Raw genomic sequence first — 25850 nt, forward strand, 5'->3', positions numbered from 1 at the left:
GTGACCGTATCAGCGGTCATCTTTTTGCCAATATGTGTTGATCTGTTTTTGCTTTTTGTCGTTGTCAATATCAGGTTCATACTGTGTCATGATAGAGGATTTCGAATTCGGCCGCGTTGTCATTATCGGTGACCTGATTCTTGACTGTTATATCAATGGTTCCGTGGCGCGCATTTCGCCGGAGGCACCGGTTCCGGTTCTGCTTCGCGCGCAACAGGTCGCGGTTCCCGGTGGAGCGGCGAATGTCGCCACGAATGCCGCAACGCTGGGGTGTGCGGTCACCCTGCTTGGGATTGTGGGCTGTGACCATTCTGCCCGAGTCTTGCAGGACGCGCTAACCGGCACGCCGGGCATCGATCTGTCCGGTATCGTCGCCGATCCGTCCTGGACGACTGTCACGAAGACGCGGGTCCTGAGCGGACGACAGCAGATCGTGCGGATTGACGAGGAGCGTATCTCACCTGTCCCTGAGGCAGCACGTGCGCGCTTGATAGAGGCGGCCCGCGACGCCATCGTGGGCGCCGATGTCGTAATCTGTTCCGATTATGCCAAGGGTGTGCTTTCGGATGATGTACTCGATGCCGTCATCTCTCATGCCAGTGAACGCAATATTCCTGTCATTGTCGACCCTAAACGCAGGGATTTTTCAGCCTATCGCGGTGCCTCACTCATTACGCCGAATCGGAGTGAGATGGGGCTGGCAACCGGGGGATTGCCGCTGGGTACCGATGAGGAAGTCGAGCGCGCCGCCCGCGCGGTTGTCGAGCAGTTTGGCGGCGATGTTCTGGTCACGCGCTCTGAGGAAGGCATGACCCTTGTGCGGCGTGAGGGTGGCGTGACGCATGCCAGTGCACGGCGGTCGGAGCTTTGCGACGTTTCCGGAGCGGGGGACACCGTGGTTGCGACGATTGCAAGCGTGCTGTCGGCCGGTCAGGATCTGGAAACGGCCATCGTGATCGCGACAAGCGCGGCTTCGATCGCGGTAAGCAAGTTGGGCACTGCGACGGTATCACGAAGTGAGCTCAGTGCCGCTCTGATGGCGGAAATCAGGGAAAGCGGCGTTACATTATCTACCCGGAATGCGCAGGCAATCGTTGAAAGCTGGCGTCATTACGGTGCGCGTGTCGTTTTTACCAATGGCTGTTTCGATCTGCTGCATCCGGGACACATTTCGCTCATTCGTGCGGCGGCGGCGCATGGAGACAAGCTGATTGTTGCTATCAACAGCGACGCGTCCGTCAGGCGATTAAAGGGGGCATCTCGGCCGCTGCAGGACGAGCAGGCGCGCGCTACGGTGATCGGCGCGCTGCGCGATGTCGATCTCGTCGTGATTTTCGATGAGGACACGCCCCTTGAAACCATTCAGGCCCTGAAGCCCGATGTGATCGTGAAAGGTGCGGATTATCAGGAGCATCAGGTCGTCGGTGGGGATTTTGTGAAATCTTATGGCGGGGCCGTTGTGCTCGTGGATCTTGTCTCGGGCCGCTCGACCACTTCGATCGTCAAAAAAATGCAACAAACGACCCTTGCCGCTCGAACGGCCCATTAATGTCTTCCCGAACGGATTGTCTTTATGCCGAGTAGTCCGGAGAGTCCCTCTCTTTTTTCCCTACAGAGAGGGTGGAGCGATTGGCTCTCCGGCCAGGCGTTGCCGTTGTGGAGCGATGCGGGCTTCGACGCGCGTCGAAGCCTCTACCATGAGCGTCTGGCTTGGGACGCAACGCCGGTTTCCATGGCACAGCTTCGTCTTATGGTTCAGGCGCGACAGGTGGCAACCTATTGTCGGGCGGCGCTCGATGGTCTCTACGATGCCTCGGCTCAGGCCATTCGTTGCCTTGATGAGGTAGAGCATCTCTACCGGCGCAGCGACGGCATGCCAGGATGGGTTTTCTCATTGGCGCCCGACGGTAAACCAGCGGACAGGATGCGTGATCTCTATGCCCACGCATTCATTCTTTTTGCCTATGCATGGGCATTTAATCTGACGGGAAATGAGCGTTATCGGCGTGTCGCCCGTGAGACGGTCGAGGAAATGCATATGATTTTCGCCGCGAAGAATGGAGGGTTCCGGGATACGGTGCCCGCCACAGATTCATGGCGACGGCAGAATCCTCATATGCACCTGCTGGAAGCGTATCTGGCGTTATTCGAGACGATGGGGGACGAATTTTATCTTGTTCATGCGAAGACGCTTGTGAACCTGGCCACCACGCGCTTCATTGATCCACGTACAGATATGCTATTTGAGTTTTTTGACGATGAATGGGTGCCCCGCGAGGCTTCCGGCTCGAATCGTATCGAGCCGGGACATCTTTTCGAGTGGGCGTGGTTGCTGCGCGAGTATAGTCGGCTCGCGGGCTGCACGGGTGACGAGGCCGTGCGCATTGCTGCTGTTGCGGATCGACTCTTTGTCGTGGGGACATCTGCCGGCTGCGATCCCGAAACGGGCATCGCATGTGACGCCATGACAGAAGAAGGTGTGATCTTCGAACATTCCACCCGCATTTGGCCACAGACTGAACTCATGCGTCTGCTGCACCAAAGGCGTGTGCTGAATTCCCAAGATGACGCTGCACTGCTGACCCGGATAAGTGGCGCATTTTTTGAACGTTACGCGCCCCGGCATTTGTCGGGTGGCTGGATCGATAGGCTTGATGCGGCGCTTGCACCTCTGGTGGATTATATGCCGGCTAGCTCGCTGTACCATATCTACGGAGCGGGTCGGGAACTGGCTTCATAGACCGTCGTTGCGTGCTTCGCTCGGGGCAATCGTCAGGACGGCAGGCTCGTCTCCGCTGCGTGGCCGAGATGAGTGGACTATGAGAATCATCTCGCGCTTCGCCCCAAAGACGCCGGCCCTTTAAAGGAGAAACAGATTGATTGTTCGAACGATAATTAATAATGCAAACGCATTCGAAGTAACGTTAACGAATAAAATCATTGATAAACTGAAAAAAAAGAAAGTTTTTTTTACGACATCTGGAGAAGAGAGGTTTCATCCCGGGGAAAAAATCTTCTTCGAAGAAAATGTATGTGCCAATCCTTATTCTGCTATTCTTTCTGGAAATACTATACCAGAAATTGGATGCTTTTCATACACATGGTCGTCATTGCCGATTGGAACGGTAGTCGGCAGGTATTGTTCTATCGCCCACGGATTGAAAATTCATGGACCAAGGCATCCAATAGAAGCTGTAACAACAAGTCCTGTTGGATACGATGATGATTTTATCATTGTTTCAGAGCCTTTAAGGAAGGCTGGAATAAAAAAAACTCAGAGTACGATGGGCATTCAGAAAAAGATGCCCGTTATTAAAAATGATGCTTGGATTGGTGCTAATGTTACGCTTTTACCTGGCATTACAATAGGAAATGGTGCGGTTGTTGCTGCAGAATCTGTCGTAACAAGATCCGTTCCTGACTATGCGATTGTTGGTGGCAATCCTGCTAAAATAATAAAATTCAGATTTGATGAGGTTGTTGTAGAAAAATTCTTAGAAATACAATGGTGGGATTATAATTTTGTCGATTTTAATTGTGTTGATTTGGGTGATGTCAACAAATTTTTGTATGAGTTTCCTGAAATTAGAAAAAATATAAAAAAATTTCGTAAAAATCGCAATAAAATTAGCCATTTAATAGAGGTATATTGATTGGAGCTCAGCTCTGAGTTTTGAACACCATCAAAAATTCACAACGTGAGGAGAGCGGCTACGCGACGGTAAGCGGGTCTCGGAAAACGACAACATCATCCTCAGATATGCCGAACGCCGGTATGTGGGACTTCGCTCACGCTTACGCTCATTTTACGTTTTCCCCCGATTGTTCAAGTCGGGTTTGACTACGCAGCCATATCGATGTTCTCCAGGTCTGCATAGAAAACGGGCGGAACCTCGCAGTCCCGCCATCAGTTTTAAACTTCATACGTAAAATTATTTATGTTTTATCGCGTCCATATAGAATTCACCAATTTTCTTTGAAATGGGGTTTTTAGCGTCTTCAAAGAACCGGATGGGATTTCTTTGGAGTTTTCTTTTCATCTTCTCGTCCAGAACGCTTGAAAGAAAAAAGAGAGACGCTTTCAAATGAAGAGGTAACTTCTTCAATTCTTGCTCTGTGAATAGCTTGTCAACATTACGCTTAATGATATGCCCTTGATTCTCAGATTCTTGAAGGGAGTCATAAATTCGCCAAGCATCAGTCATCTCGTTAAAGCTAAATGGGCTGCCTTGCATAACGTTGTTGGCGGGAAAACTCTTCTTAAAGTTGACAAAATTATTCCCAACGAATCTCCACTGAGAAAATATATAAAAATCACCTTCTTTGAAGACGAACGTGTGCTTTTGGAAATCTTTTTGAAATTCTACATAGTCATTGTTGATAACACAATGAGACGTATGGACGATATTATCGCTTTTAAAGTATGCGGCAATTGCTTTTGACGGATTGTTGTCGTCATTTTTGGCTTCAATCCAGACATCTCCCTCGGGATAATCTGAAATTTTAAATGGAAAAGAAAGAACTTGAGGAACATTGCCATTCAGGGCGTCCTCCATTGAACGTAATTTATCCTTAAAATATGAGGTTAAGTCAGACAAAGATGGCAGATGGTCGGTGCGTGACCACCAAATATGTTCCTGCTCGCGCATTACTCGGCTGACCTCGTGTATACGAAAGGGCAGTTGACGCATTAGAGCATACGGGAAATCTACAAGAGCAGGTTTAATCTTATGCTCCAATACATTTCTTAGTAGTATAGATTCTGGATTGAAGAATATATTTTCAATATGTTCTTCTGTATAATCAAATGTATGGAAATAAATCCCCATGGACTTTATATTTCCGACTGCGAATTAATCATTGATTCCTTTTGAGTGATAGCATTTGGGAAAATATATGGCATTATCGATGAAGTCACCTTCATCGCTAATTTTAACCAATATTTCTTTGAGGGAAAGGTCAGGATAAATGTCAGGACGGATCCGTACAACATAGTCATATTGGTCAGCATGATCTTTTAAAAGTTCAAAAGATTGCTGCATGCTATAGAACATCGATAGGCTACCATGATCACGACCTGGCTTCAGGCGTGGTTCGCGGAATTTAATCCTCCTCTCCAGTTGGCGTAGTGAAATAGGCTCTTCGAAGAGGTGATTTTTTGGCTTTAACTCATGTAAAATCAGAGCCTCAGAACTATTGCTCCAACCGTGAATATAAATATCGCAATCAACTCCCGACAGAAAAGATTTAATACAACGCACTTGTTGTTCGGGAGTTCTATGAATAATATGTCTAAATTCACCGCTAATGCATACAGCGATTTTCTTATCAAGCCATATATGATGATGAGAGGATATGGTGGCAATAAAATAGGGAAGCTTTTTAAGCTCAGGAAAGTAATCAGAACTGAAAACAGGAGGTTCGAGGCGAATAAAAGGGAGTTTAAACTTATCAAACAACGGAACTAAATGATGAACTTCATCCGGCGCCAAAATGTTCAATAAGTAATCATTGCCAAAAAGAGAGAATGGAAGTTCATCTAATTTAAATCGGGCGCTGATCTCTTTCGGAAGATGTTCAGACAGAACTTCTTTGAAATCATAGAATTTGTATTCATCGCTAAAATACTTTTCTATGTAATTATAGTAAAGAATATTTTCAAAAAAATCTACAAATCGCCCTTCGTATTTAAACTCGTTAAAGTCATAATTATTCCCTATTCCTCTAATATAATCGAGAAATAGATTCCCCAGATGGTTTTTTATTAGATCATTTGCTTTTTCTGTCTCATAAAACCAATGAAAATATTCCATATACCATCTTTTTGTGGCATCGTTCTGTAGAGTATCAGAAGTATTTTTATTGACTTGATGCCCAACAGACCGAGTCCATAACTCGTTCCTAGGTGAAGTTAATGTATAAAAAACGTATTTTTGTTCGGCGTAATTTTGTACGGCGTCTTTAATAGAGAAACTTTTGCAAAAAATCCCTTCGCTATCTAAGACGATAGAGTAGGGTGTCCTCACCTTTAATAATCCGCCAAATTTCTTAACAGTCTGGAAAGTAAATTTTCCAACACGTGAAATAAAATCCTTTGAACTCCCTGGAATTTTGAAATATTTTATCACGTCTTCTGTGGTAACTATATTGAAATGCTCAACATAATTTCTTGTAAAAATTTCCTTAAATAGGCTAACGTTGTGCTCTTCGCAAACAAGAATGAAGTCGATACTATCAAAGTCGGTGCAATATTTCTTTATGCTCTTCACCATACATTCATACTGATCTGCATGCTTCTCATAGCTCGGAGTTACTATAGAAACACGTTCTGCATTATTCATGGGTAGCCTATCTAAATGTTATTTGCGAATTGTCTTAAGATTCATCATTGACTTTATGTGTTTTGATGTCAAGTTTCGGTTGTCTTCACGATGGTCTCGCTCTTCGAAAGAGGCCCCTTTTTGGGACTCTCGCCGCTTTGTGGTGAGCTCTGATGTTCGTGCCAGAAAAGTCATGCCAAGCGCCGCTCCGCGTCGTTCCTAAACCTGTTCGAGCAGGCGTTCCCATACGCCGAGTTTCGTCCAGCGGATGAAAAGCTGCGCCGCCCGCCACCACGGGCCTGGTTCAGCGGGGATGCTCCACCATTTCGCGCCATTCTCATGGCACCAGAAAATCGCTGCTATCGTACGCCGCAGATCATGGGGCGGCGTCTTGTCTCTTGGGCGAACCACCTCAATCAGAGGTTCCCAGATCGCCCATGTCTCGTCCGTAAACCAGAATGCGATCCCGTCGACACAGCCGGAGACGATCATGGTTAAGGCCGTAGGTCCGGCGTAAGTGAGGAAAGCTCTCATGGCGACTGATCCGTCCCCTGTATCGTATATTCTCTACCGCACTGTGGCCTAGAGGTGGCAACCGTCATCCTACACGGGGCTGGACGGGAAAGCGGTGACGCCCGCGCCGGTGGTTATTTCGGCAGCGGGGACAGTTGTGGCGCGGATGCTGCTGATCGAAGCAGCTCAACCGTCGGTTCCAGCCGAATTTGCCTACGCGTCCGATCCGGGCGGTGAGTATTCTGTGGGGAGCGTCTACACCCCCTCCAAGGCCTGAGAAAGGGAATCCGTCATGCACTATCGCACCATCGCCATCGGTGTCTTGTGTCTGATCGCCACCACGACCATCGCCGCCCGGGCGCAAAATCTGATCGTCACCTTCCAAGACGGCCAGAAGCTGCCCGCGAAACAGCTTAATAGCGTGCAGAACGGCGTCGTCAGTGTTGAGAACGGCACATCACGGGGGCAGTTGCTGACGAATCCGACCCTGTCAGGTGCACGAATCACGACAGCCCCTAGCGACAAGCCGGGCGCGACGGGCGCGGCGGTGCCCAGCACAGCATGGGTAGATGCCTATTATACACCGCTTTCGTATGTGGTGGCCTCATCCGTCACAAAGACTATGTGCGCCACTAGCTGCGATTTCACGTCGATTCTGGATTTTGGCAGATGGGTCGGTAAGGTGGTCATCATCGGGGATGCCACGATCACCTTGGCCATCTCTACCGGGACCTATCCCGCGTCCGGGTCATATCCCAACGTGGTCGACATGAGCGGACCCAACTGGAGCCGTGTCCGGATTCTGGGGAACAGCGCTGCGAATACGGTGCTGAACTTCAACAATCTGGCGAACAACAATTACTCCGCGTTTTACGCTCATGACGGGGCAGCGCTGGCCTTCATCAACCACATCACGATCAACGGGATCGGCGCCCGCACAGGGACACACACATGGGCCGATCTATCCGCCGGCAGCGCGTTCCTCGCGCAAGGGAACTCCTCCATCCACGCAGGAGCGGATGTGATCGTCAACGACTACTATTACGACGTGACGGCGGATGTCGGCGGCGAATTCCTAGGAGATGCCGGATTTACGGGAAACCGGGCAGGCGATGCGAATTTTCTCGCCAGGCACGGCGGGAAAATCCATTGCGAAGGCTGCATCGCCAATGACGCGGGCGATGCGCCGAACGGTCTGGGGTTCAACTTCCTGGCGGAGAGCGACGGGGCCGTGTGGGCCGACGGCTCGACTGCGACCGCCGGGTTGGTCGGGGGCTTCTCAGCCTCGGCGGGAGGGTCCGCCTGGTATCATAGCGTAACGGTCTCGGGCTCTGGTGGTCCCGGCCTGTTCGCCTTCCTCGGCGGGATAATGTTTATCGATAAGGCCACTTCGACCGCCAACGCCATTGGGATGGAGGCTGCGACCGGTGGCCGGATTTCAGGCGGCACGGTCATGCTCAGCGGCAACGCCGGGGACGGTGTGCTGCTGGACCACGGATGGTTCGAGGGTAGTGCCGTAACGTCCAAGAACAACGGCGGCTACGGATTTCGCGTGATAGACGGCAGTTTCGGACGGTTCTTCTCATCCGCCTCGGCCTCCACCGGGAATACGAGCGGTCTGTCCTATGTCGATCCGGGGAGCGCCTGCACCAGCACGTCCGCCATGAACTGCGACGTCGGCTCAAGCATCGTCATCAATTGAATATCCTAGCATGAACCTGATCGAGCTATGGAAAGTCTACAGCACGCCCGCGGGCACGCTCCTCGGTGCGGCGGGCGGCATATATGGAACCTTGCTACAAGGACGCATGTCGGCGTGGCGGGGCCATTTGGAAGCCGGACGCCAAGCGCTGGAACTCGTCGCGAGAGCGGGCGAACGCGAGGCGCGAACAGATGCGCTGCTGACAGCGTGCATGGACCGTCTCGATGCCGCGCGACGTGGCCTATTCGATCAGCCGAGAGGGGAACGCGCGGCCGTCGAGGGGAGGTTCTGATCTCTAATCGAAGCGCTTAGAAGCCTCTAAACGGCCCTTCAGCCGCCCTCGAATAGGGTTCCAAACCTTGTGTCCCGCGCTTCCAAATCTGGTGTCGCGCTTCAACGGTAGCATCCGCCACGGCAGCCCGCCTCTCAGCAGATAGAACATCGCGTCGAGCAGCTTGCGCCATCCCCATTTACGCGGCCGCCCTCCCGGCTTCGCCGCCAGCATAACCGGCTCTAAACACTCCATTCCGCATCCGTCAAATCGCTTGGCAGCCGTAGTCCCTTGCGCGCATCCTGCGCGCGGATGGTATCGGTCCACATGAGATCCTCCGTCGATGTTTCGCAACCCCGACTGAATCACAAAAGACTGATATCACTTAATTTATTATCCACGCCCTTTTCGGGGCAGACACTAAAGAATGCCGAAAGGATTGCCATTCTTATGACATAGAATGGCTACAGATGATATTTCAGGGCATGTTGCTTACCTGTATCGAGAATTTTCACTGTACAGACAATAATTTTTGGTTTGAAATTTTCCGGATCTATATTAATTTCAATCCTGTTAAATACATTAACGAAAAAATTTACTTTTTACCCCTGTAAATTTACGTTGCAAAAAAGAGGGGAGAGTTGCCTCCTGTCTTGGAAAGTGATCATTGCGGAAATCAACATAATTAATTCGTAAGGTCTCAATTCGCTGTATTGAAAGAACGATTTCGATATTGTTCTGTTCAGGAGATGAAACTGCGAAAGGAATACTCAAGGTACGACTTCCGGTTCCGGCAGGTATTTCGATCGTGCGTTCGGCCAGCAGGTTCTGGCCCGAACTCGCGGTAATACGCAGAGTGACGGCACCTGGTCCGGTGATGAGAGCGCAATCCACGTGCGCTATATAATGTCCTCCGGGTAAGGTCACATAGGGACCATAGATTAGAGTGCCGTTAGGCCCATTAGCAACGATTTCACCGTCTTTGAGTGTGGCATCGCGCAGGCTCAGTTGCAGGGCGTCGTAGCGTTCCCAGAACTCATCTCGAACTACCTGTTTATTCGGCGGCGTAGCAAGAGGCTCTTTCACACTATTTAACGTAATCGTGCGGTAGTTTTCGCCCCGTGCATGGCATAGTGCGCGCCAGGTCTCCGCGGTGATGCATTGGGTGCGCTTGTTACGGTTATGGAATTCGTGACTGTATTTTTCAAATACGCATCCGGCGCGCAGAAGGTCGCATGGAATGAAATTATCGATCAGGATATCCATGCACAAATCCCTGGAACGCAGGTCATTGTGATAATCCAGATGAAGATCTGGAAACGCTGATTTGAATGTCGGATAAAGTAGATATTGCTCGACTGCCAGCCTTACCAGGAACAGTTTTTCTGCGCTGCTTGAGCCGGAGGCATAATCATGTACCCTGTAATATGTAGCATCTGCCAGCGGCATGGGGGGGATATCCCATAGCCGTGTCACGTCACGCGTCAGGCCCAGATGGAACCAGTCACTATAATGAAGAGGCAGGCGTTCGAGCGCGTAGGGGTTGAGCGTGTAAAGCCATGAGATCATGACGCGCTCTTCCAGCACGCTGGCATGCCCACGGGGAAGGGCGCGGTCAGCCTCGTAATGCGCCAGGAAACTGCGATCCGCAAAAATCAGGTCAGCCCGGACCCTCAGTACGTAAATGCTACTGACCAAGGCTAGCCCGGCCCGGGCGGCCGCAATCTGAAAATTGATATTATTACCGGCCTTGCTGTCTTTCTTGAACAGCGGGAGCGATAAGGCCGGGTCGGCAAGTGTGACGGCGGTGCAGGCCTGGCGGAGAAAAAACAGGGCATTGCGCAGTTTGCCATTGTGCTGATGCGCCGCCACCAGCGCAAGGTCATCCAGAACACCATTTTCGCGAGGCGTACCGGTCACGATATCCGTGACTGAAATGGCGAGGATAATGGGTGTATGGGGAAAAAGACGCCGCCAGTGAACACAGTGATTGGCAGTTTCAATCAGGTTGCTGCGAATGAGCGACCCTTGGACAACAATACTGAATGTCTCGGGATTGTCCCAGTCAGGATTTGTCATTGAGTATGCCCTGGCTGTTCCGCTTGGGTTACAGAAAAAGGGGCGGAACCTTGCGGTTCCACCACCATCTGATCCAAGGGGGCTTGTTGGTCTGACATAGGCAGGGCAGATTTTTGGTGCCCGAGGCTCAGCATATTGAAGGTCAGGGTTTTTCCCCGCCCAAAGCCTCATACTCCGCAGGCACGCCGCAGAATGTGATCAGCTCCGTCGGGATGAGGTCGTAGTGGATGCGCTGACCTGCTTTGATCAGATGATTATAAAGCGGTGCGATATAGAGTTCTGGCAAAGAGGGAGCCAGCCGTTCTCGCGCCAGCGCGTCGAGGAAGGATGAGGACTGCGCGAAATGATACAGCCCGTCGCAGCAGAGGTCGGAAATAGGCTGCTTTTCAGTCGTTCGCGCCGCCAGGGGTTCGTCACCGTCTTCCGTGGGGCCAACATAGGACCAGTTTGCACCTTCGCCCCGGAAAACTTCCAGATACCCATCGGAATGGTTGAACCAACTGGCTTCAGGAAAGTGGAAACCGGTGCGGAATGTATCAATGTTGAAGATTGTCAGGGGAGTCCGGTCGTCGAGCGCGGCTTCCTTAATGCCGATTTCGACCGTCTCTGCCTGTCCTGCCGTTTCCCGGTCCAGCACAACGATGCGGGCATCGCGGATACCGAGTTCGGTCGTTTCCTTGCGGATGAAGGCAGGCGTCTCTGCAACCGTCCGCGCAATGAAAATGAAGGGCAAATCATTGAAGTAGCGGGAGAAGCTTTCTACCGAATGCTTGAATACGCTCTTGCCGTGAAGAGGCAGCATGTATTTTGGCTTGGTGTATCCCGCTTTTGTAAAGCGGCTCGACAGTCCGGCCATGGGAATGATGATCATGCGGGCTTTCCTTCCAAGGCGGAAAAAAGTCTGAGTGCATTAGCAATGAAGGCGGCCTGCCGGTCCGGACGGTCGGCGTGGAGGGGAAGCATCGAGACAAACAGAGAAGTCGTAATGGCTCCAATTTCCTGGCTGGCGGTAGAAATACCCGCGATCGTCAGATCGGCGAACTGATTTCGCAGCCAGTTCCGCTGGCTCGATGGAGGAAATTCCAGCGAGAAGCTGTACATATTCTGCTGCGTCAGCCGGTAACGGCCGGCGATGATCAGGTCGTATAAGCCGTTGATGGAATGGGAGAGCTTTGCAATGTCATAACGGATGTCACCGTAAATATCATGTTCACCGCTGGAGACGTATCCGCGTGGGTCAATCACGGAAATGCGGTTATTGCGGGAATTATAGAGAATATTGCTGAAGCAGAAATCACCATGCATGATGGTGGAGGGTTCCGCGGCATCCGGTACGGAAATCATGCCTTCCAGTGAGGTCGCGATCTCTGCAAGGGATGGCATGGGCCGACCGTTCAGCGAGAGTGGCTTTGCAATATCAAAGCCACTCTCCCGTGCGTAGCGTTCAAGCCGTTCGACGGTTTTCTTGCCCATGAGTTGCCGCGCATAGTGCGCGCGCGGAATCTCGCCTTCGTGCGAGGCGCAGATCTCCAGGAACTCGGTACAGGAGCTGAGGAGCTTCTGCCATGTGATCCGGCCAATACCGGAGAATACGAAAAGTTCCGACAGGTTGGGAGCGTACTGGTACTCTGTGCTATAGAATGCGCGCGTGCCATCCTGGCCTTGATCGAGAAGGCGGGCGCTGTAGGGACGCGCATCGGCTGGAATGCGGGCAAACCAATTGGCTTCCGCCTGCATCTTGAAGGCGTCGGTCGAGAGTTTCTTGACTGTATTGCGGGTAATCTGCAGGGAGTTGAAGGAACGCGCAGTGGTCACCATCCGTCGCGAATGGAAATACGTCTGCAGGTGGCCGAAATCGTACCAGTGTTCGATATTGTCCATGCGCATGGGGTGGAGCCGGTTATAGGCATTGACGCCACGTAAAAAGTCGTAGCCAGATCGCACCATCGCACGGACCAGTTCGCTGCAACTCGAGAACGCGAAATAACCGCAGGCTACGGGACGGCTCAATTGCGTTTCCGAAGCGGCTTCTATAAGCTCAAGGCTCTCGATCTGCGTGCCTGAATGATTGATGGCCGCCCAGCAATAATCGTCTCCTTCTGCATGGGAGGCTACGACGTCCAGCCCGGAAGGCAGACGATCCAGCAACGTATCCCCGTGCAAAACGCGGATGCCAGCCGAATAGGCGCTGATACTGTTGACGGCGAAGACGATCGAGGCCCCCAGATCCAGGCCATCGGGCACGAAAATGGGCGTTACGCCCTTGTCCTTGAAGCTCTGAAGATCATGTGCCGGAACGTCGAAACTCTCCGGCAAGGTGATATAGATCGGCGATGCCTCGGTCAGATCCTGCTTGAGGCTGGCAATCTGCATGTCGTACAAGCGGCCCACGCCCAGTGGCAGAAAGGCCGGCGGCAAAGGCCCGAACTCTGCAACGAGTTCATGGCTGACGTAAGCGCCTGATGCAATGACGCTGATAAGGTTGGGGTGAATCATTTATCTGTTTCAATCAGGCGGTTAATCTCTTCGAGAGACAAATTGAGAAACTCTGAAGGCCGGATGGCTCGATCATCAATATAGAAGCCCTCCGTTCCGCACCATGCCTTGCCGACGTAGATTTCATCGTAAGGCACTTCATGCTTGCGCAACCATTCCAAGATGATCGGCAATGTATTGGCGTTGATCTTGCCGATCGCCCCATTATAGGTGCGCATGTTCCGCGCCGTCTGAATCAGAATTTCAAAACCTTGAGCCTTGTATTCCCTGAGTTTTTTGATCAGTGGCAGATTCGGTTCCTTGTCTGCGTATGACAGGTCCGGATTGTTTCTGGTCAGGGTATCATCAAGATCGACGACAAGGCGTTTCATAGGGGCTCCGCTAATTGACGATTTTGGGAAAGCAGACACATTGACATCCATCTTCATTGCTCGAAAGCGTGCGATGGACAGACGGCTTGATGAGTGAATTAAAGTAGAATGGTCCTGTTGAACAGAGTGGGGCGAGGGCGGATTTCCGGCTGAAAGTCTAGATGAGAGAGGATGCGATCTTCTCGTGCATCATTAAGGCGGAATATAGGATGAAAAATGGCTGACTGATGCCTGCCTGAGCGCCCCTCTGAAGATGTCATTTGCCCTGTCCATTGCTGATTTCGACAAAGCGGGTGCATCGGGGACGATGGTCATGGAAAATTCACGACGTTATGCGGTTCGGTCTCGGGAGAGATAGAACTGTTACGAAGGTCGATCAAGCCCGTCATGTCTGCTTGGAACATCTCTATCGAAAGTCGCGGCCCTTAGCTCTCCGTCGAATCTTCTACGAGCCATGCGGTGCCAGAAACAGGAAAAGAGCTGCATATCAATTATCAATGGGCAGATTGATCCGGGTTCGAAGATTCACTCGGCAGATGGTCATGCAGGTTGTGTCTTTTCGTTCTGACGAGCGATCTCTTCCAGTGTTGTATCGAGGACTGTGGCGACGGGAATGGATGTAACGCATATCGCATCCATACCGCAGGAAAGCCGGTCGTTCAGGCCGCATCCGGCACAGGGAACACGGCGTGAGAGGATGACTCCTCCACGATTTTGTCCCCATTCCTGCCAGTTCACACGCGGGATGGCGATGCTGACAACGCTGACGCCCCGCGTGGCAGCCAGGTGTTTGGGGCCCGTGTCGTTGGCAACCAGAAGCAGAGTATGCGACAGGAGTGTGTCGAATGCATTCATATCGATGGATGGCATCAGCCTGACGCCGGCTAGGCTTTTGCACTGTGCCTTTATGGAGTCCGTCAGGTCATCCTTGTCGATGAACAACAGAACCGGGATATGCGTGGCAGCATGGAAATCTGCGCAAAATGCCAGAAAGTTGGGCAGAGGCCATCGGTTGATGGGATGGCGCGCGCCAGAATGCACGACAATATAGCCCTTCTTTGCCACCCCATGGTCGCTAAGAATGGAATCGTCGCTGCTCGATTGACGACGGGGGACGACGGTCTGGCCCATGTGCAATGCCCCCTCAAGGGCAGAGACCAGCATGCTGACATGGGCTGCGTGATTGACGACTGCCTTGCGATTAACCTTGTCGCGTGACGTAACCTCGATACCAAAATCAATGAAAGGGAATTGACCAGGTTTGAAGCTCACCCTGTAGCGTGCGGCACACAGCCGCATCAGGGGCTGACTTTCGGCTCCGGGAGAAAGGTCGATCGCCAGATCGAACTCTCGTCCGCGCAGGGTTTGGCGTAAGGCATGTTCAGCCTCGGCGGTCAGGAAACGACGTTCCGTTCTACCGTTGTAGGATAGGGAAAGAGAAAGATATTCGTCGGCGACCCCTGAGGCGATCAGAATGGGTACGATGGCCGTTTGCGACAGAACGGTGATGCGCGCTTCGGGGAAGAGCGCCCTCAGACGTGCCATGGCGGGCAGGGAAGCCGAAACGTCTCCTAGCTGGTCCGTGCGCAGGATCAGAATGGAGCGGATGCTCCCAGAAAAAATTTGCTCCTGGGGCCGGTGTCGCTCAGTCGGCAAGGACAGAACGTGGTCGATCGTCCCCATCTTGTCATCAGACGCGGAAGGTACAAACGCATCGGAATGTCGGACCCCGTCGGGGAGGGATGCGGTAATCTCCTCTTGCGGCCTCACGGTCACCCAGCGGCGGATGTGTCCGGCATGACGCGTGCCTGCATAAATATTCATATGCAGTCTCTGTCGGCCAACCGGCAGTTGGGCGGTATCCACCCACGCGTTGACGCCCCAGATTTTCAGAGCGCCGATCTTGCGGACCAGCACAGGCGTGGCAACAGCGATGTCTGCTGTGGCACCATCGGGATTGATGCTGGCGCGCGTCAGGTCATGCCGCGATGAAATGAGAACACGAAAGGCGATCACGCCCGACAGGACGGGAAGTCCTGTCGGGGTTCTCAGGTTGCCGATCTGCACCAGCGCGATCCGCGTTCTGGAGACGGCAAACAGAAAGACGAAGGCGTAGTAAAGTCCGGAGAGCCGTTTGCCGATGCGGGGAAATTTCCGGCTGATGGCAGGTGCCGGGCGCGTCAGGAACCATTTGACGTTGCGTGGCAAGGGAAGAGTCATCAGATCGGAAAATGGCGAATCTGCCGCGTTGTCGCGCAGGGAAGGGAGGGGGGCATCCGGGTCGGTATCCAGCCCCTGATAGGAGGCTGCGGAACAGGTCCGCGTGTCGAGCGTGCTGCAGGACGGCTCGAGAGACCTGGTCGACTGTTTCACCATGCGTTCCCAGTAGATTTCCGATTTTGAGCCCGGCCGCAGAAAGAACCCATGCCCCGCAGGCTGCCCTTCTGGCCGTTAGCCCCGGCGTTGCGAAGCCGCATTTTCCCGTTCTTCTGGTCGCTCGCACTGAAGAGAGGATGCGGTTTTATATGAAACTGGATAGTTTCTCCGCCGGTTTGTGGCAAATGAATTCGTTTGCCGGAACAGGGGGGGGCTGCGCGCTGGTAGAGGGTGCGCGCTATCTTTGCAACGGGCAGTTTAAAAATTATTATACATATCCACGCCTTCCTGCACGCTGGCGCAGATGGTCATCTTGCCGTCTCGTAGAACCATGCTGTGATCGCATGTATCCTTGATGAAATCCATGCTGTGGGAAACGATCACAAGCGAGCGGTCCTGGCGCTTGTCAAAAAGTTCACGGCGGCACCTCTCCGAAAAGCGGGCGTCGCCGACCATGATGACCTCATCGATCAGATAGCATTCGAACTCGATCGCGATGGACAATGCGAAGGCGAGCCGGGCACGCATGCCGGATGAGTAGGTTTTTACCGGCTCGCGGAGATGGCTGCCGAGCTCGGAAAAATCGTCTACAAAGCGGCGCATTTCCCCATAATCGCGATCATAGATACGCGCGATGAAACGCAGATTATCGAGGCCGCTCAGGCTGCCCTGGAATGCCCCGGAAAACGCCAGGGGCCAGGAGACTGACATGTTCCGCTCGACCTGCCCTGATGTGGGCAGGTCCACACCACCAATGATGCGCAGGAGCGTCGATTTTCCGGCGCCGTTATGCCCCAGGATGCCCCACTTCTCGCCGCGCTGAACCGTGCAGTTCACCCCGTTGAGGACACGCCTTACGCCGGATGACGTATGGAACTCCTTGACGATGTCGACGCACTTTATCATGGCTTCGCGGCTCTAACCTGTGATCTCGAGATGTTTTCTGACGCCCGCCGTCAGGATGATGCCGATCAGGAGCAGCAGAACTGTCATCCATGTATTGTAGAAAAGGTCGTATCTGACGCTGGCTTCGATGCCGAACTGGCCGCCTCGGATCATTTCTATGTTGTTGGCCATGGGAGATAGGAGCAGAATCCATTGGTAACGCAGGGGAAGCCACGCAACCATGATGAACGCGCCGGAAAACGGGAGGGAGAGGTAAGAAATAATAGATACCACTTTCTCGACGAGATCCGAGATCTCGCTCAGCGATGCTGCGAGGAGGGCCGTGGCGAAGCAGAAAATGGACTGATAGAGGAGTCCCAGCACGATGAGGCCATAACTCTGCGGGGGCTTCATGTAGCCGAGGATAATGGCCACCCCGAGCACAAGCATGCCGGCCATGATTGTCCCTATGATTTCCAGGAACGTGCGTGCTGTGATGATGTCGAACGGCGTTACCTGCCGATGGAAAAGCAGGCTGCCGTTGGACTCATAGGCCTTGACCGCGCGCCCAAGGCAATGTCGCCACATCGTTAGGGGAACATATCCTGTCACCACGAGAGCCGTCATGGCCAAGCCATGTTCACGGGCTGGGCGAATGGCGGTCCAGACAATGGCGACGCCCGCGCAGAAAAGGATGGGCTCGCCAATCACCCACAGGAAACCCAGGTTATCCCGCCCATAGCGAGTATGAATTTCCCGCAGGATGAGTGCATGAATAACTTTGTACTGTAGGCGGAAATGGGAGAGGAGCCTATTGCTCGACCGCAATTGCCGCTTCATGTGATCCGATGCTCCCGAGCGCCCGCGACGAGAAGACGACCCATAATATAGACGCCGTAGAAGCAGAGGATCGAAATCGCCATCACCTCGATGGTCGGCGGATAGGCAGGGTAATCAGGCTTGTCGGGTTGCGTGACTTCCTCCAGGAACACCATCTGATGGTCCGCCCGGGCCTTGGCGCTCTGCAATGACGTGACTTCGGACGCCAGGACCTGCTGCAGAATCTGCCTCTGGATGGTCAGGGTGTCATACTCCGTCAGGCGCGGCACCAGGGACTGCGAGTCTCCCGTCAGGCGGGCGGAAGCGGTCTCCAGTTCCTTGCGCAGGATATCGATCTGGTGCTGATACACCGCGATGGAGGGGCTGTCGGGTGCCGTCTGGCGGGTCTGGTCCAGACGCATCTGCGTCGCGGTCAACAGGGATTGCAGCGCGTATTGTGAGGACACCAGCGGCGTGCTCTGCTTTTCCGGATCGATCATCGCACTGGTGTTGCGGAAGGCTGCAAGGCGGGTTTGCAGATCGCGTATCTCCCCCAGCGTTGCAGTGACTTCCTTCTGGGCGGCATCCACCAGATTCGCGCGCTGACGGCGGTTGATATCGTTGATCAGGTCTTCCGCAGCAGCGATGAGCGCTTTTGCGATCCGCTGCGAATCATCTGCGCTAAAGGTCCGGACCGTCAGGACAGACAGGGAGGTATCGGCGTCGATCTGTGCCTTAACGTGACGTTTATAGTACTTATAGAAGCTTTCGAGATCCCGCCGGGAATACCAGTTGGGGAAACGGGCTATGAAATCCGCCTCCTTGCGGGAGAATACCCGCGCAAGATCATTATTGCGAAGCAGGAGCGTCATGGCATCGCGCGAGACCAGATAATCCTGCACCGCGAAGGTATCGTCGCTGGTAACGGACTCGCCCGCGCCACTCTGCAGCATCATTGTAAGCGGCAGGCCGCTGGCGCTGTGTTCGCCTCGCACCATGAAGTGGGCTTCGGAAATATACTGCGGCGTCGCAAGGCATATCAGGTAAAGGAACAGCAGGATGTTGGGCACGATAACCGTGAAGAAAAGTCCCATCCCGATCTTGTTCCGCACAAAGGTCACGCAGGCTTCGTACGCTTTCGCCGAACGAACCCGCCGGGCTGCGGGTGCGGGTGTTGCGACCAATGAAGGATATTCCTGATACTCATCTGACATCGAAAAACTTTCCTGCCCCAACCTTATCGAAAATGTCCATGCCCCGTTTCGCAGCGGGAGTTCCGGCCGGTGCCTCAGTGCGCCATATATCCCGCAGTGATACCGGGTTGGATAATCGTGCTGATAAGGGCGAACAGTTTATAGAATTCATTAGCCTTGGCGTTGGAGAAGTACAGCATGTCCTTGTCTCTCATGACAAAATGCTGACCAAGAAAGTAATTGCCGGGGTTCATCATATCGATCTGGTAAACGATCGGCGTAGAGGATTTGCCCGGGGTTACGGGGAGACCCAAGCGCCGGACGATATCATTGTTTTCATAGCGCAGAAGGAAAATTCCATTGGGATCGGCCCGTTCATCCATCGGCCCCCCCACGCGGGCGATGGCTTCTGCCAGGGAGAGTTCAGGCACCGTGAAAGGGACTTCCGATACCTTGCCCGCCGCACCAAAAACCGTAAAGGTCCGCGGTTTGTAAATGACCTCCACACGATCGCCGGGATGAATGGCGATATTCTGTGAGGGGTCGCTCTCCGGTATGCTCATCGCCACGCGGACTACCCGGTTGCCGCGGGTCAACTGGATGATCGAATCCTCGGGAGGATGAAGGGTGCCCTGCGCCAAGGCGATGACATCCATGATACGCTCTCGCGCGGGGGTCAGCAACACCCGTCCCGAGCGTTTGACATCACCGTACACGATGGCCGAGTTGGTCACACCCTGTACGACATGCACGATCACTTGTGGTGCCTGGGATTTGCGGGCGAGAGCCTCGCGTACCATCGTTGCCACCTGATCCACCGTGCGTCCTGCCACATTCAGCGTTCCCACGTAGGGCACCGTGACAGTTCCCTTGGCACTGACGTTCAGAGGGGGCAGGTTGCTCAGCGTTGCGGTGGCGCTGTTACCGTGCGGATCCTGTCCGCTGGTGCTGCCAGAGAGAATGGAGCCCGTGCTCTGGCTACTGGTGGCCTCGCCAGCCAGGGCAGATGCCATCGACATGCCGCTGGCGTTGGTGCCGCCGCCGCCGAACAGGCTGTTGCCGAGTTCGTAGACAGAAACCTGGATCGTATCGCCCGGGCCGATCATGTCGTTGCCCGTGGCGCGATCGGTTACCTGTTCGAGAGACGAAAGCGGTGTTGGGGCATCACTGGCAAGAAGCGTCAGCAGGTCGGCACTGATCTTCACGATGCCAAAGCCCTGCGTATTCTGCTTGGGGTCTTTTTGTATCTGGAGAATGTGAGATTCCGTGGGACCGCTCCGTGGCAGGGAGCTGCATCCTGCCAGAAGAAAGAGGCTGGTCGCCAGAACGCCCGGTAACCGCGCCGTCGTCATACGGCATGTCGCGGTAAGATTGCCCAAACGGCAGAGTTCAGGAAACGTATTAACCACGCGACATACCACCCCAAGATAAAAATCCATGTCTGGTCAGATTGCCGAAGCTCTATGTCAAAGGTTGGACAGCTTGGCAAGAAAATGCCCCCAGCCCGCTGGGGTCTTGCAGAGTGATCACTCATGCGATGATATTATCATGCACAGTCCTGGGCGGATCAGCGGCTGCAAAAAGCAACATCTTCCCCTTCCTGCGATTTCAATCGCGGAAATCAACGGCGACCGGAACATGATCCGACGTCGTTGGCCAGTCGCGGACATCTTGTAACACCGTCATGCTGGCCAGATGTTCTGTCAGGTCGGGCGTGATCCAGACATGATCGAGGCGGCGCCCGCGATTGGACGCTTTCCAGTCGCGGTTGCGGTAGGACCACCAAGTGTACAGTTTTTGGTCGGATGGCACGAAATGCCGCATCGCATCGACGAAGCCGCAGGCCTGCCACGCCAGTAGCCGCGTTGTTTCTGGTGGTGTATGGCTGACGACGTTCAGCAACTGCTTGTGGCTCCAGACATCCTGTTCCAGCGGTGCGATATTCAGATCGCCAACCAGGATGGTTCGGCGGTTGGGACGGTCGGCGAACCAGGCTGTGGCTTCGTCCACGAATGCCAGTTTATGCGCGAATTTCGGGTTGGCCTCGGGGTCGGGAATGTCGCCGCCGGCGGGAATGTAGAAATTATGCAGGTCGACCGTTTCACCGCCGAGCGAAAACGACGCCGCGATATGGCGACAATCGCCGCGGCCGCACCAGTCCGGCGTGCCGTCAAGCGAAGTCAACGCCACCCGCGACAGGATCGCGACGCCGTTATAGGCTTTCATGCCACGATAGAACGTGTGGGTGTATCCCAGATCGCGGACTGCGTCGGCAGGGAACAGATCGTCTGCGACCTTGGTTTCCTGCAGGCAGATGATGTCCGGACGGAGTTCCTCGCCTAATCGGGCGAGCAGAGGCAGTCGAAGGCGGAGCGAATTGATATTCCACGTCATGATGCGCATATCAGTGGCATTGCCCATGATGCGCCGGCTGGCAAGGGCGATTCCTGCCATCACGAACAAAACGGGACCGAAACGCGACTGGGGAGAGAGGGAATCGCGTGGAGCCTGTGAGGGATGGGGAGTGATCCTCGGCTTTTCAGTGGATTGCCTGAAGTTCATCGAACATCAAGGCTGTGTTGGAATAATGGTTTGAATATCAGTGGGTTATTTTCATGTGCTGTTTTTTTTATGCAATCCAAGCCGGAGGCAGGAAAACCGCCCGCCCCACGATTCTGCCCGTGTCTGCTCCACAGACTTATCCACATAATCGGTGGATGAATGGGGAGGCAGCCTGATGGACGGCGACGCCACTGCCGTCTCCCGCCTCCGGGGCGTCGAGGCGATTCAGCAAGCCCTCCAGACCATGCCGCTTTCTCCCGGTGTCTATCGCATGATCGGCGAGAAGGGAGAGGTACTGTACGTCGGCAAGGCGCGGCTGCTGAAGCGGCGGGTGACGTCCTATACCCACTTGGGCAAGCTGCCCGAGCGGCTGCGGCGGATGGTGTCCGAGACGGTGACGATGGAGATCGTCACCACGCATACCGAGGCCGAGGCACTGCTGCTGGAAGCCAATTATATCAAGCGCATGAAGCCGCGCTTCAATATCCTGCTGCGCGACGACAAGAGCTATCCGTGGATCATGATGAGCGATGGCGATGCGTTTCCGCAGATCGCGAAACATCGTGGCAAGCTGGTCAAAGGGGCATCCTACTGGGGGCCGTTTGCTTCGGCCTGGGCGGTCAACCAGACGCTGAACCTGCTTCAGCGGGTGTTCCTGCTGCGGTCATGCTCGGACGCCGTGTTCAACGCGCGCACCCGGCCATGTCTGCTGTTTCAGATCAAGCGCTGCTCGGCACCTTGTGTCGGGCGCATCGAGCCGGCGGATTATGCCCATCTGGTGGAGCAGGCGCGGGCCTTTCTGTCCGGCCAGCGCAACGGCCTGCGCGATGAGCTGGTGCGGGAGATGGAGGAGGCGGCGGCCAGCCTGGCGTTCGAGCGCGCGGCCACCATTCGCGACCGGATCCGTGGCTTCGCGGCGATGCAGGATTCGTCGGTCATCAATCCCGCGTCGCTGGACGATGCGGATATCGTGGCGATCGCCCAGGTGGCGGGGCAGTCCTGCATTCAGGTCTTTTTCATCCGCGGCGGCCGCAACAACGGCAATCGCGCCTTCTTTCCGATCCATGCCCGTGACGAGGCGCCGGGCGATGTGCTGGGCGCGTTCCTGTCGCAATTCTATGACGACAAGCCGCCGCCGGCGCAGATCCTGCTGAATTGCGAGATCGCGGAGCATGACCTGATGGCCGATGCGCTGGGCATCAAGCGAGGCCGCAAGGTCGAGATCCTCGTGCCGCAGCGGGGTGAGAAGCGTGCGGTCGTCGAGCATGCGGAGACGAACGCGCGCGAGGCGATGGAACGCAAGATGGCCGAAAGCACGGCCCAGGCGAAGCTGCTGGACGGCGTAGCGGATCTGTTCGGGCTCGATACAGCGCCGCGCCGGATCGAGATCTACGACAACAGCCATATCATGGGTACCAATGCCTATGGCGTCATGGTGGTGGCCGGGCCGGAGGGATTCGACCGTCGGAGTTATCGCAAGTTCGCGATTCGCGGGCCGATCACGCCGGGGGACGATTTTGCGATGATGCGCGAGGTGCTGGAACGGCGCTTCAGCCGTGCCCTGCGCGAGCGCGAGGCGGAAGGCGGTGCGGCCGACTGGCCGGATATCGTCCTGATCGACGGCGGAGCGGGCCAGTATTCTGCCGTGCGGACGATCCTGGATGAACTCGGCGTGTCGGACGTCACGCTGGTGGCGATCGCCAAGGGGCCCGATCGGGATGCCGGGCGGGAATGGTTCCATGTGGCCGACCGTCCGGCCTTCCAACTGCCACTACGCGATCCGGTACTGTATTATTTACAGCGGCTGCGTGACGAATCTCACCGTTTCGCCATTTCCACCCATCGCGCCGGCCGGTCCAAGGCGCTGGTCAAGTCGGAACTCGACGAAATTCCGGGTGTCGGCGCGGCGCGTAAGCGCGCGCTGCTCAATCAGTTCGGTTCGGCCCGTGGGGTGAGGCAGGCGGGACTGGCGGAACTGGAGGCGACGCCGGGGATCAACCGTGAGACCGCACGGGTCGTCTATGGCCATTTCCACCCCGGCTGGAGCGGGGCGTAGCGCCCATGACCGACGTTGAGGCAGGTGTGAGCGATTTCTTCATCAGACCGGCGTGAAGTACCGTTCCTGTTCGACGTGTCTTGCTGTACGGTGCATCCGATGCTGACCGACCTGCCCAATATCCTGACCCTGTCGCGGATTGGGGCGATTCCCGTCCTGGTTGCCCTCGTGGCGATGGGGGGGGCGATGATGGATTGCGCGGCCTGCCTGCTATTCATCGCGGCGGCGATCACCGATTATCTTGATGGTCGGCTGGCGCGCGCGCGGCAGCAATATTCCGAACTGGGCCGGATGCTCGATCCGATCGCCGACAAGCTGCTGGTCGGCGCGTCGCTGATGATGTTGGCCGGAACCGACCATCTGCCCTTCGGCGCACTGTATCCGGCCATCATCATTCTGGCGCGGGAGATCCTGATCAGCGGCATGCGTGAATTCCTGGCCGCGACGCGGATCAGCCTGCCGGTGACGCGGCTGGCCAAATGGAAGACAGGCATCCAGATGACGGCGATCGGCTTCCTGCTGGCGGGCGACGGGACGGGCCGACTGTTGCATATGCCATGGCTCCCGGTCGGGCTGATCGGGTCGATCCTGCTCTGGATCGCGGCCGTTCTGACGGTCATGACCGGATGGGATTACCTCATGACCGCCCTGCGACATATCGGCCGCCACGATGGCGCGTCAAAAATCGCGTCCTGATTGTATCGTTGCATTTCATGCCACTTGTGGTTGTGGAAACGAATGGGCAGACTTCCAATCGCGGGCGGTGCAGGCGCGGGCGGAGGGGCAGGATGATACGCAGGGCGGCGGTGCTTTCACTGCTGGTATTGCAGGCGGGTTGTGCCGGGTTCGGCAAGGTGATGGCCGATGATGCAACCTTTCCCGGAGTCAATCCAAACCTGCCTGGGGGGGATGCCGAGAACCTGCGTCGCGCCCGGGGGGAAGGGGTCGCGGAGCGGCCGATCTTGCCCCAGGGCGGCAATATGTGGCCGGGTCCGCCCGCACCGCTGCCAACCCTGGGCGATGCGACGCGGGAACGCCATGGGGCTGACGATGACGGCCTGCCGGCCGATGCGGCCACAGGCCCGGAACTGCCCGAGGGCGGCACGCTGAGCGCGGGCGAACAGGCGGAGATCCGGGGTGGGGTGCAGAACTCCTCGGTTCGGACACCGGGCCCTTCGGCGGGGCAGGAGGATGTTGCACCTGCCAGATCCGGCCAGACGGCCTCGACCATCGTTATTCCCAATGGTGACGGCACCAGCACGATCATTACCCCGGATGGCACCGTGAAGACGGTGCGGGACACGCAGGGCGTTTCCAGATAGGAACAGCCGCGCGGCTGGGTCGGAAGGCGGGCCCGGCGATGACGGGGAGGCGGTGCGCATGGTGGAAATTCTGTATTTCGCCTGGCTTCGGGATCGGCTGGGCCGGTCGCGGGAGACGTTCGTGCTGCCGCGCGACGGGACACCTTCGGTTCGCGACATCATGGATGGGCTGCGCCGGCGTGGTGGTGCTTATGAAGAGGTATTCGCCGAAGGCGGCGGAGCGATCCGCTGTGCCGTCAATCAGGAATTCGCCACACTCGATGCGCCCGTGCGAGCGGACGACGAACTGGCTTTCTTTCCGCCTGTGACGGGGGGATAGACCGTGCTGGTCGATATCCGGGTGCAGGAAGAGACCTTCTCGCTGGACGCCGAGATCGCACGGCTGGCCGGAGCTGGATTCGATGTCGGCGGGATCGGTGCCTTCATCGGGCTGGTGCGAGGGGATGCGGGGCTGGCCGCGCTGGCCCTGGAGCATTATCCGGGCATGACCGAATCCATGATCGCGCGAATCGTGGCGCAGGCCGGCGCCCGATTCGGCCTGCTGGCCTGCACCGTCATCCACCGGATAGGGCGGTTGCCGGTCGGGGCGCCGATCGTGCTGGTGCTGTGCGCGGCGGCCCATCGCGGTGCAGCGCTTGAGGCGACGGGGTTTGTGATCGACTGGCTGAAGACACAGGCACCGTTCTGGAAACGCGAGGATTATCCGGACGGGCAGGCGAGGTGGGTCGCCGCGCGCGAAAGCGACGAAGCGGCGGCGGGCCGATGGGACACGGGTGGCCCGTCGGAGGCGTAACGACTTTCCTCTCGGCTGGCCGCAGGGCACCCCTGAGAGAAGGCGAAGAAAAAAAACTTTTTGCTTGACGCGGAAAGTCCTGACTTCGCGTC

General features: G+C 55.4%; 22 protein-coding genes and 2 pseudogenes. 10 read left to right on the forward strand and 14 right to left on the reverse strand.

All coding sequences use genetic code 11. The features are described 5' to 3' along the window. Positions 1-88 precede the first annotated feature (88 nt). The 3 genes from rfaE1 (at position 89) to C7453_RS19625 (ending at position 3653) form a co-directional block, all read left to right on the forward strand. Positions 89-1549 (forward strand): D-glycero-beta-D-manno-heptose-7-phosphate kinase, encoded by a 1461-nt coding sequence (gene rfaE1, locus C7453_RS08000; RefSeq protein WP_114726994.1) that lies wholly within the window; start codon positions 89-91, stop codon positions 1547-1549. Between the two features lie 105 nt (positions 1550-1654). Next, positions 1655-2740: an AGE family epimerase/isomerase gene (locus tag C7453_RS08005; protein WP_245948917.1), complete on the forward strand. Its 1086-nt coding sequence runs from the start codon at positions 1655-1657 to the stop codon at positions 2738-2740. Positions 2741-2876: 136 nt separating this feature from the next. Continuing rightward, on the forward strand, positions 2877-3653 hold the full coding sequence (locus C7453_RS19625) for a CatB-related O-acetyltransferase (RefSeq protein ID WP_281271502.1): 777 nt from the start codon (positions 2877-2879) through the stop codon (positions 3651-3653). Between the two features lie 279 nt (positions 3654-3932). Here the strand turns inward: C7453_RS19625 and C7453_RS19120 are convergent, their stop codons facing one another. From C7453_RS19120 to C7453_RS08020, 3 genes and pseudogenes are all read right to left on the reverse strand, one after another. Next, entirely contained in the window at positions 3933-4829 is an 897-nt protein-coding gene (locus C7453_RS19120) for a hypothetical protein (protein ID WP_211311033.1), read from the reverse strand. A 24-nt stretch (positions 4830-4853) separates the two neighbouring features. Then, complete coding sequence (locus C7453_RS19125) at positions 4854-6341, reverse strand: DUF6492 family protein (RefSeq protein ID WP_211311034.1); 1488 nt, start codon at positions 6339-6341, stop codon at positions 4854-4856. Between the two features lie 84 nt (positions 6342-6425). Continuing rightward, positions 6426-6812 (reverse strand): annotated as a pseudogene (locus C7453_RS08020) (transposase); the annotation flags it as partial. Positions 6813-7125: 313 nt separating this feature from the next. Between C7453_RS08020 and C7453_RS08030 the strand changes: the two are divergent. Both C7453_RS08030 and C7453_RS08035 read left to right on the forward strand, forming a co-directional pair. Next, complete coding sequence (locus tag C7453_RS08030; protein ID WP_114726997.1) at positions 7126-8535, forward strand: hypothetical protein; 1410 nt, start codon at positions 7126-7128, stop codon at positions 8533-8535. A gap of 10 nt (positions 8536-8545) precedes the next feature. Then, positions 8546-8827, forward strand: a complete 282-nt coding sequence (locus tag C7453_RS08035) for a hypothetical protein (RefSeq protein WP_114726998.1) — start codon at positions 8546-8548, stop codon at positions 8825-8827. A 105-nt stretch (positions 8828-8932) separates the two neighbouring features. Here the strand turns inward: C7453_RS08035 and C7453_RS19350 are convergent. The 11 genes and pseudogenes from C7453_RS19350 to C7453_RS08095 form a co-directional block, all read right to left on the reverse strand. Next, a pseudogene (locus tag C7453_RS19350) lies at positions 8933-9135 on the reverse strand (transposase); the annotation flags it as partial. 253 nt (positions 9136-9388) lie between these two features. Further along, entirely contained in the window at positions 9389-10885 is a 1497-nt protein-coding gene (locus C7453_RS08050; RefSeq protein ID WP_170143160.1) for a WavE lipopolysaccharide synthesis family protein, read from the reverse strand. A 142-nt stretch (positions 10886-11027) separates the two neighbouring features. Further along, entirely contained in the window at positions 11028-11756 is a 729-nt protein-coding gene (locus tag C7453_RS08055; RefSeq protein WP_114727001.1) for a glycosyltransferase family 2 protein, read from the reverse strand. Beyond that, a complete protein-coding gene (locus C7453_RS08060; RefSeq protein ID WP_114727002.1) occupies positions 11753-13381 on the reverse strand; it encodes a capsular biosynthesis protein in 1629 nt (542 codons plus the stop codon). The genes C7453_RS08055 and C7453_RS08060 overlap by 4 nt, the downstream gene beginning before the upstream one ends. After that, complete coding sequence (locus C7453_RS08065) at positions 13378-13752, reverse strand: HAD family hydrolase (protein ID WP_114727003.1); 375 nt, start codon at positions 13750-13752, stop codon at positions 13378-13380. Before C7453_RS08065 ends, C7453_RS08060 begins: the two co-directional genes overlap by 4 nt. 540 nt (positions 13753-14292) lie before the next feature. Then, positions 14293-16128: a glycosyltransferase family 9 protein gene (locus C7453_RS08070; protein WP_114727004.1), complete on the reverse strand. Its 1836-nt coding sequence runs from the start codon at positions 16126-16128 to the stop codon at positions 14293-14295. Positions 16129-16386: 258 nt separating this feature from the next. Further along, positions 16387-17034, reverse strand: a complete 648-nt coding sequence (locus C7453_RS08075; protein WP_114727005.1) for an ABC transporter ATP-binding protein — start codon at positions 17032-17034, stop codon at positions 16387-16389. Positions 17035-17046: 12 nt separating this feature from the next. Next, entirely contained in the window at positions 17047-17853 is an 807-nt protein-coding gene (locus C7453_RS08080) for an ABC transporter permease (RefSeq protein ID WP_114727006.1), read from the reverse strand. Next, complete coding sequence (locus C7453_RS08085) at positions 17850-19046, reverse strand: capsule biosynthesis protein (RefSeq protein ID WP_245948918.1); 1197 nt, start codon at positions 19044-19046, stop codon at positions 17850-17852. Before C7453_RS08085 ends, C7453_RS08080 begins: the two co-directional genes overlap by 4 nt. Before the next feature lie 74 nt (positions 19047-19120). After that, positions 19121-20464, reverse strand: coding sequence for a polysaccharide biosynthesis/export family protein (locus C7453_RS08090; protein ID WP_245948919.1), 1344 nt, complete (start codon positions 20462-20464; stop codon positions 19121-19123). 169 nt (positions 20465-20633) lie between these two features. After that, positions 20634-21428, reverse strand: a complete 795-nt coding sequence (locus C7453_RS08095) for an exodeoxyribonuclease III (RefSeq protein ID WP_174787925.1) — start codon at positions 21426-21428, stop codon at positions 20634-20636. Between the two features lie 334 nt (positions 21429-21762). On the opposite strand from C7453_RS08095, the gene uvrC reads away from it, so the two are divergent. The 5 genes from uvrC (at position 21763) to C7453_RS08120 (ending at position 25758) form a co-directional block, all read left to right on the forward strand. Then, positions 21763-23643, forward strand: a complete 1881-nt coding sequence (gene uvrC, locus C7453_RS08100) for an excinuclease ABC subunit UvrC (RefSeq protein WP_114727007.1) — start codon at positions 21763-21765, stop codon at positions 23641-23643. Between the two features lie 99 nt (positions 23644-23742). Next, positions 23743-24339 carry a CDP-diacylglycerol--glycerol-3-phosphate 3-phosphatidyltransferase gene (gene pgsA / locus C7453_RS08105; RefSeq protein WP_114727088.1) on the forward strand — a complete coding sequence of 199 codons (597 nt, stop codon included), beginning with the start codon at positions 23743-23745 and terminating at the stop codon, positions 24337-24339. A 92-nt stretch (positions 24340-24431) separates the two neighbouring features. Continuing rightward, positions 24432-24965, forward strand: coding sequence for a hypothetical protein (locus C7453_RS08110; protein WP_245948920.1), 534 nt, complete (start codon positions 24432-24434; stop codon positions 24963-24965). Positions 24966-25023: 58 nt separating this feature from the next. Continuing rightward, positions 25024-25284, forward strand: a complete 261-nt coding sequence (gene moaD, locus C7453_RS08115; protein WP_114727008.1) for a molybdopterin converting factor subunit 1 — start codon at positions 25024-25026, stop codon at positions 25282-25284. 3 nt (positions 25285-25287) lie between these two features. Continuing rightward, complete coding sequence (locus C7453_RS08120; RefSeq protein ID WP_114727009.1) at positions 25288-25758, forward strand: molybdenum cofactor biosynthesis protein MoaE; 471 nt, start codon at positions 25288-25290, stop codon at positions 25756-25758. Positions 25759-25850: the final 92 nt, after the last annotated feature.

This window comes from Gluconacetobacter liquefaciens, assembly GCF_003350405.1.
GTDB classification, from domain to species: Bacteria; Pseudomonadota; Alphaproteobacteria; order Acetobacterales; family Acetobacteraceae; genus Gluconacetobacter; species Gluconacetobacter liquefaciens.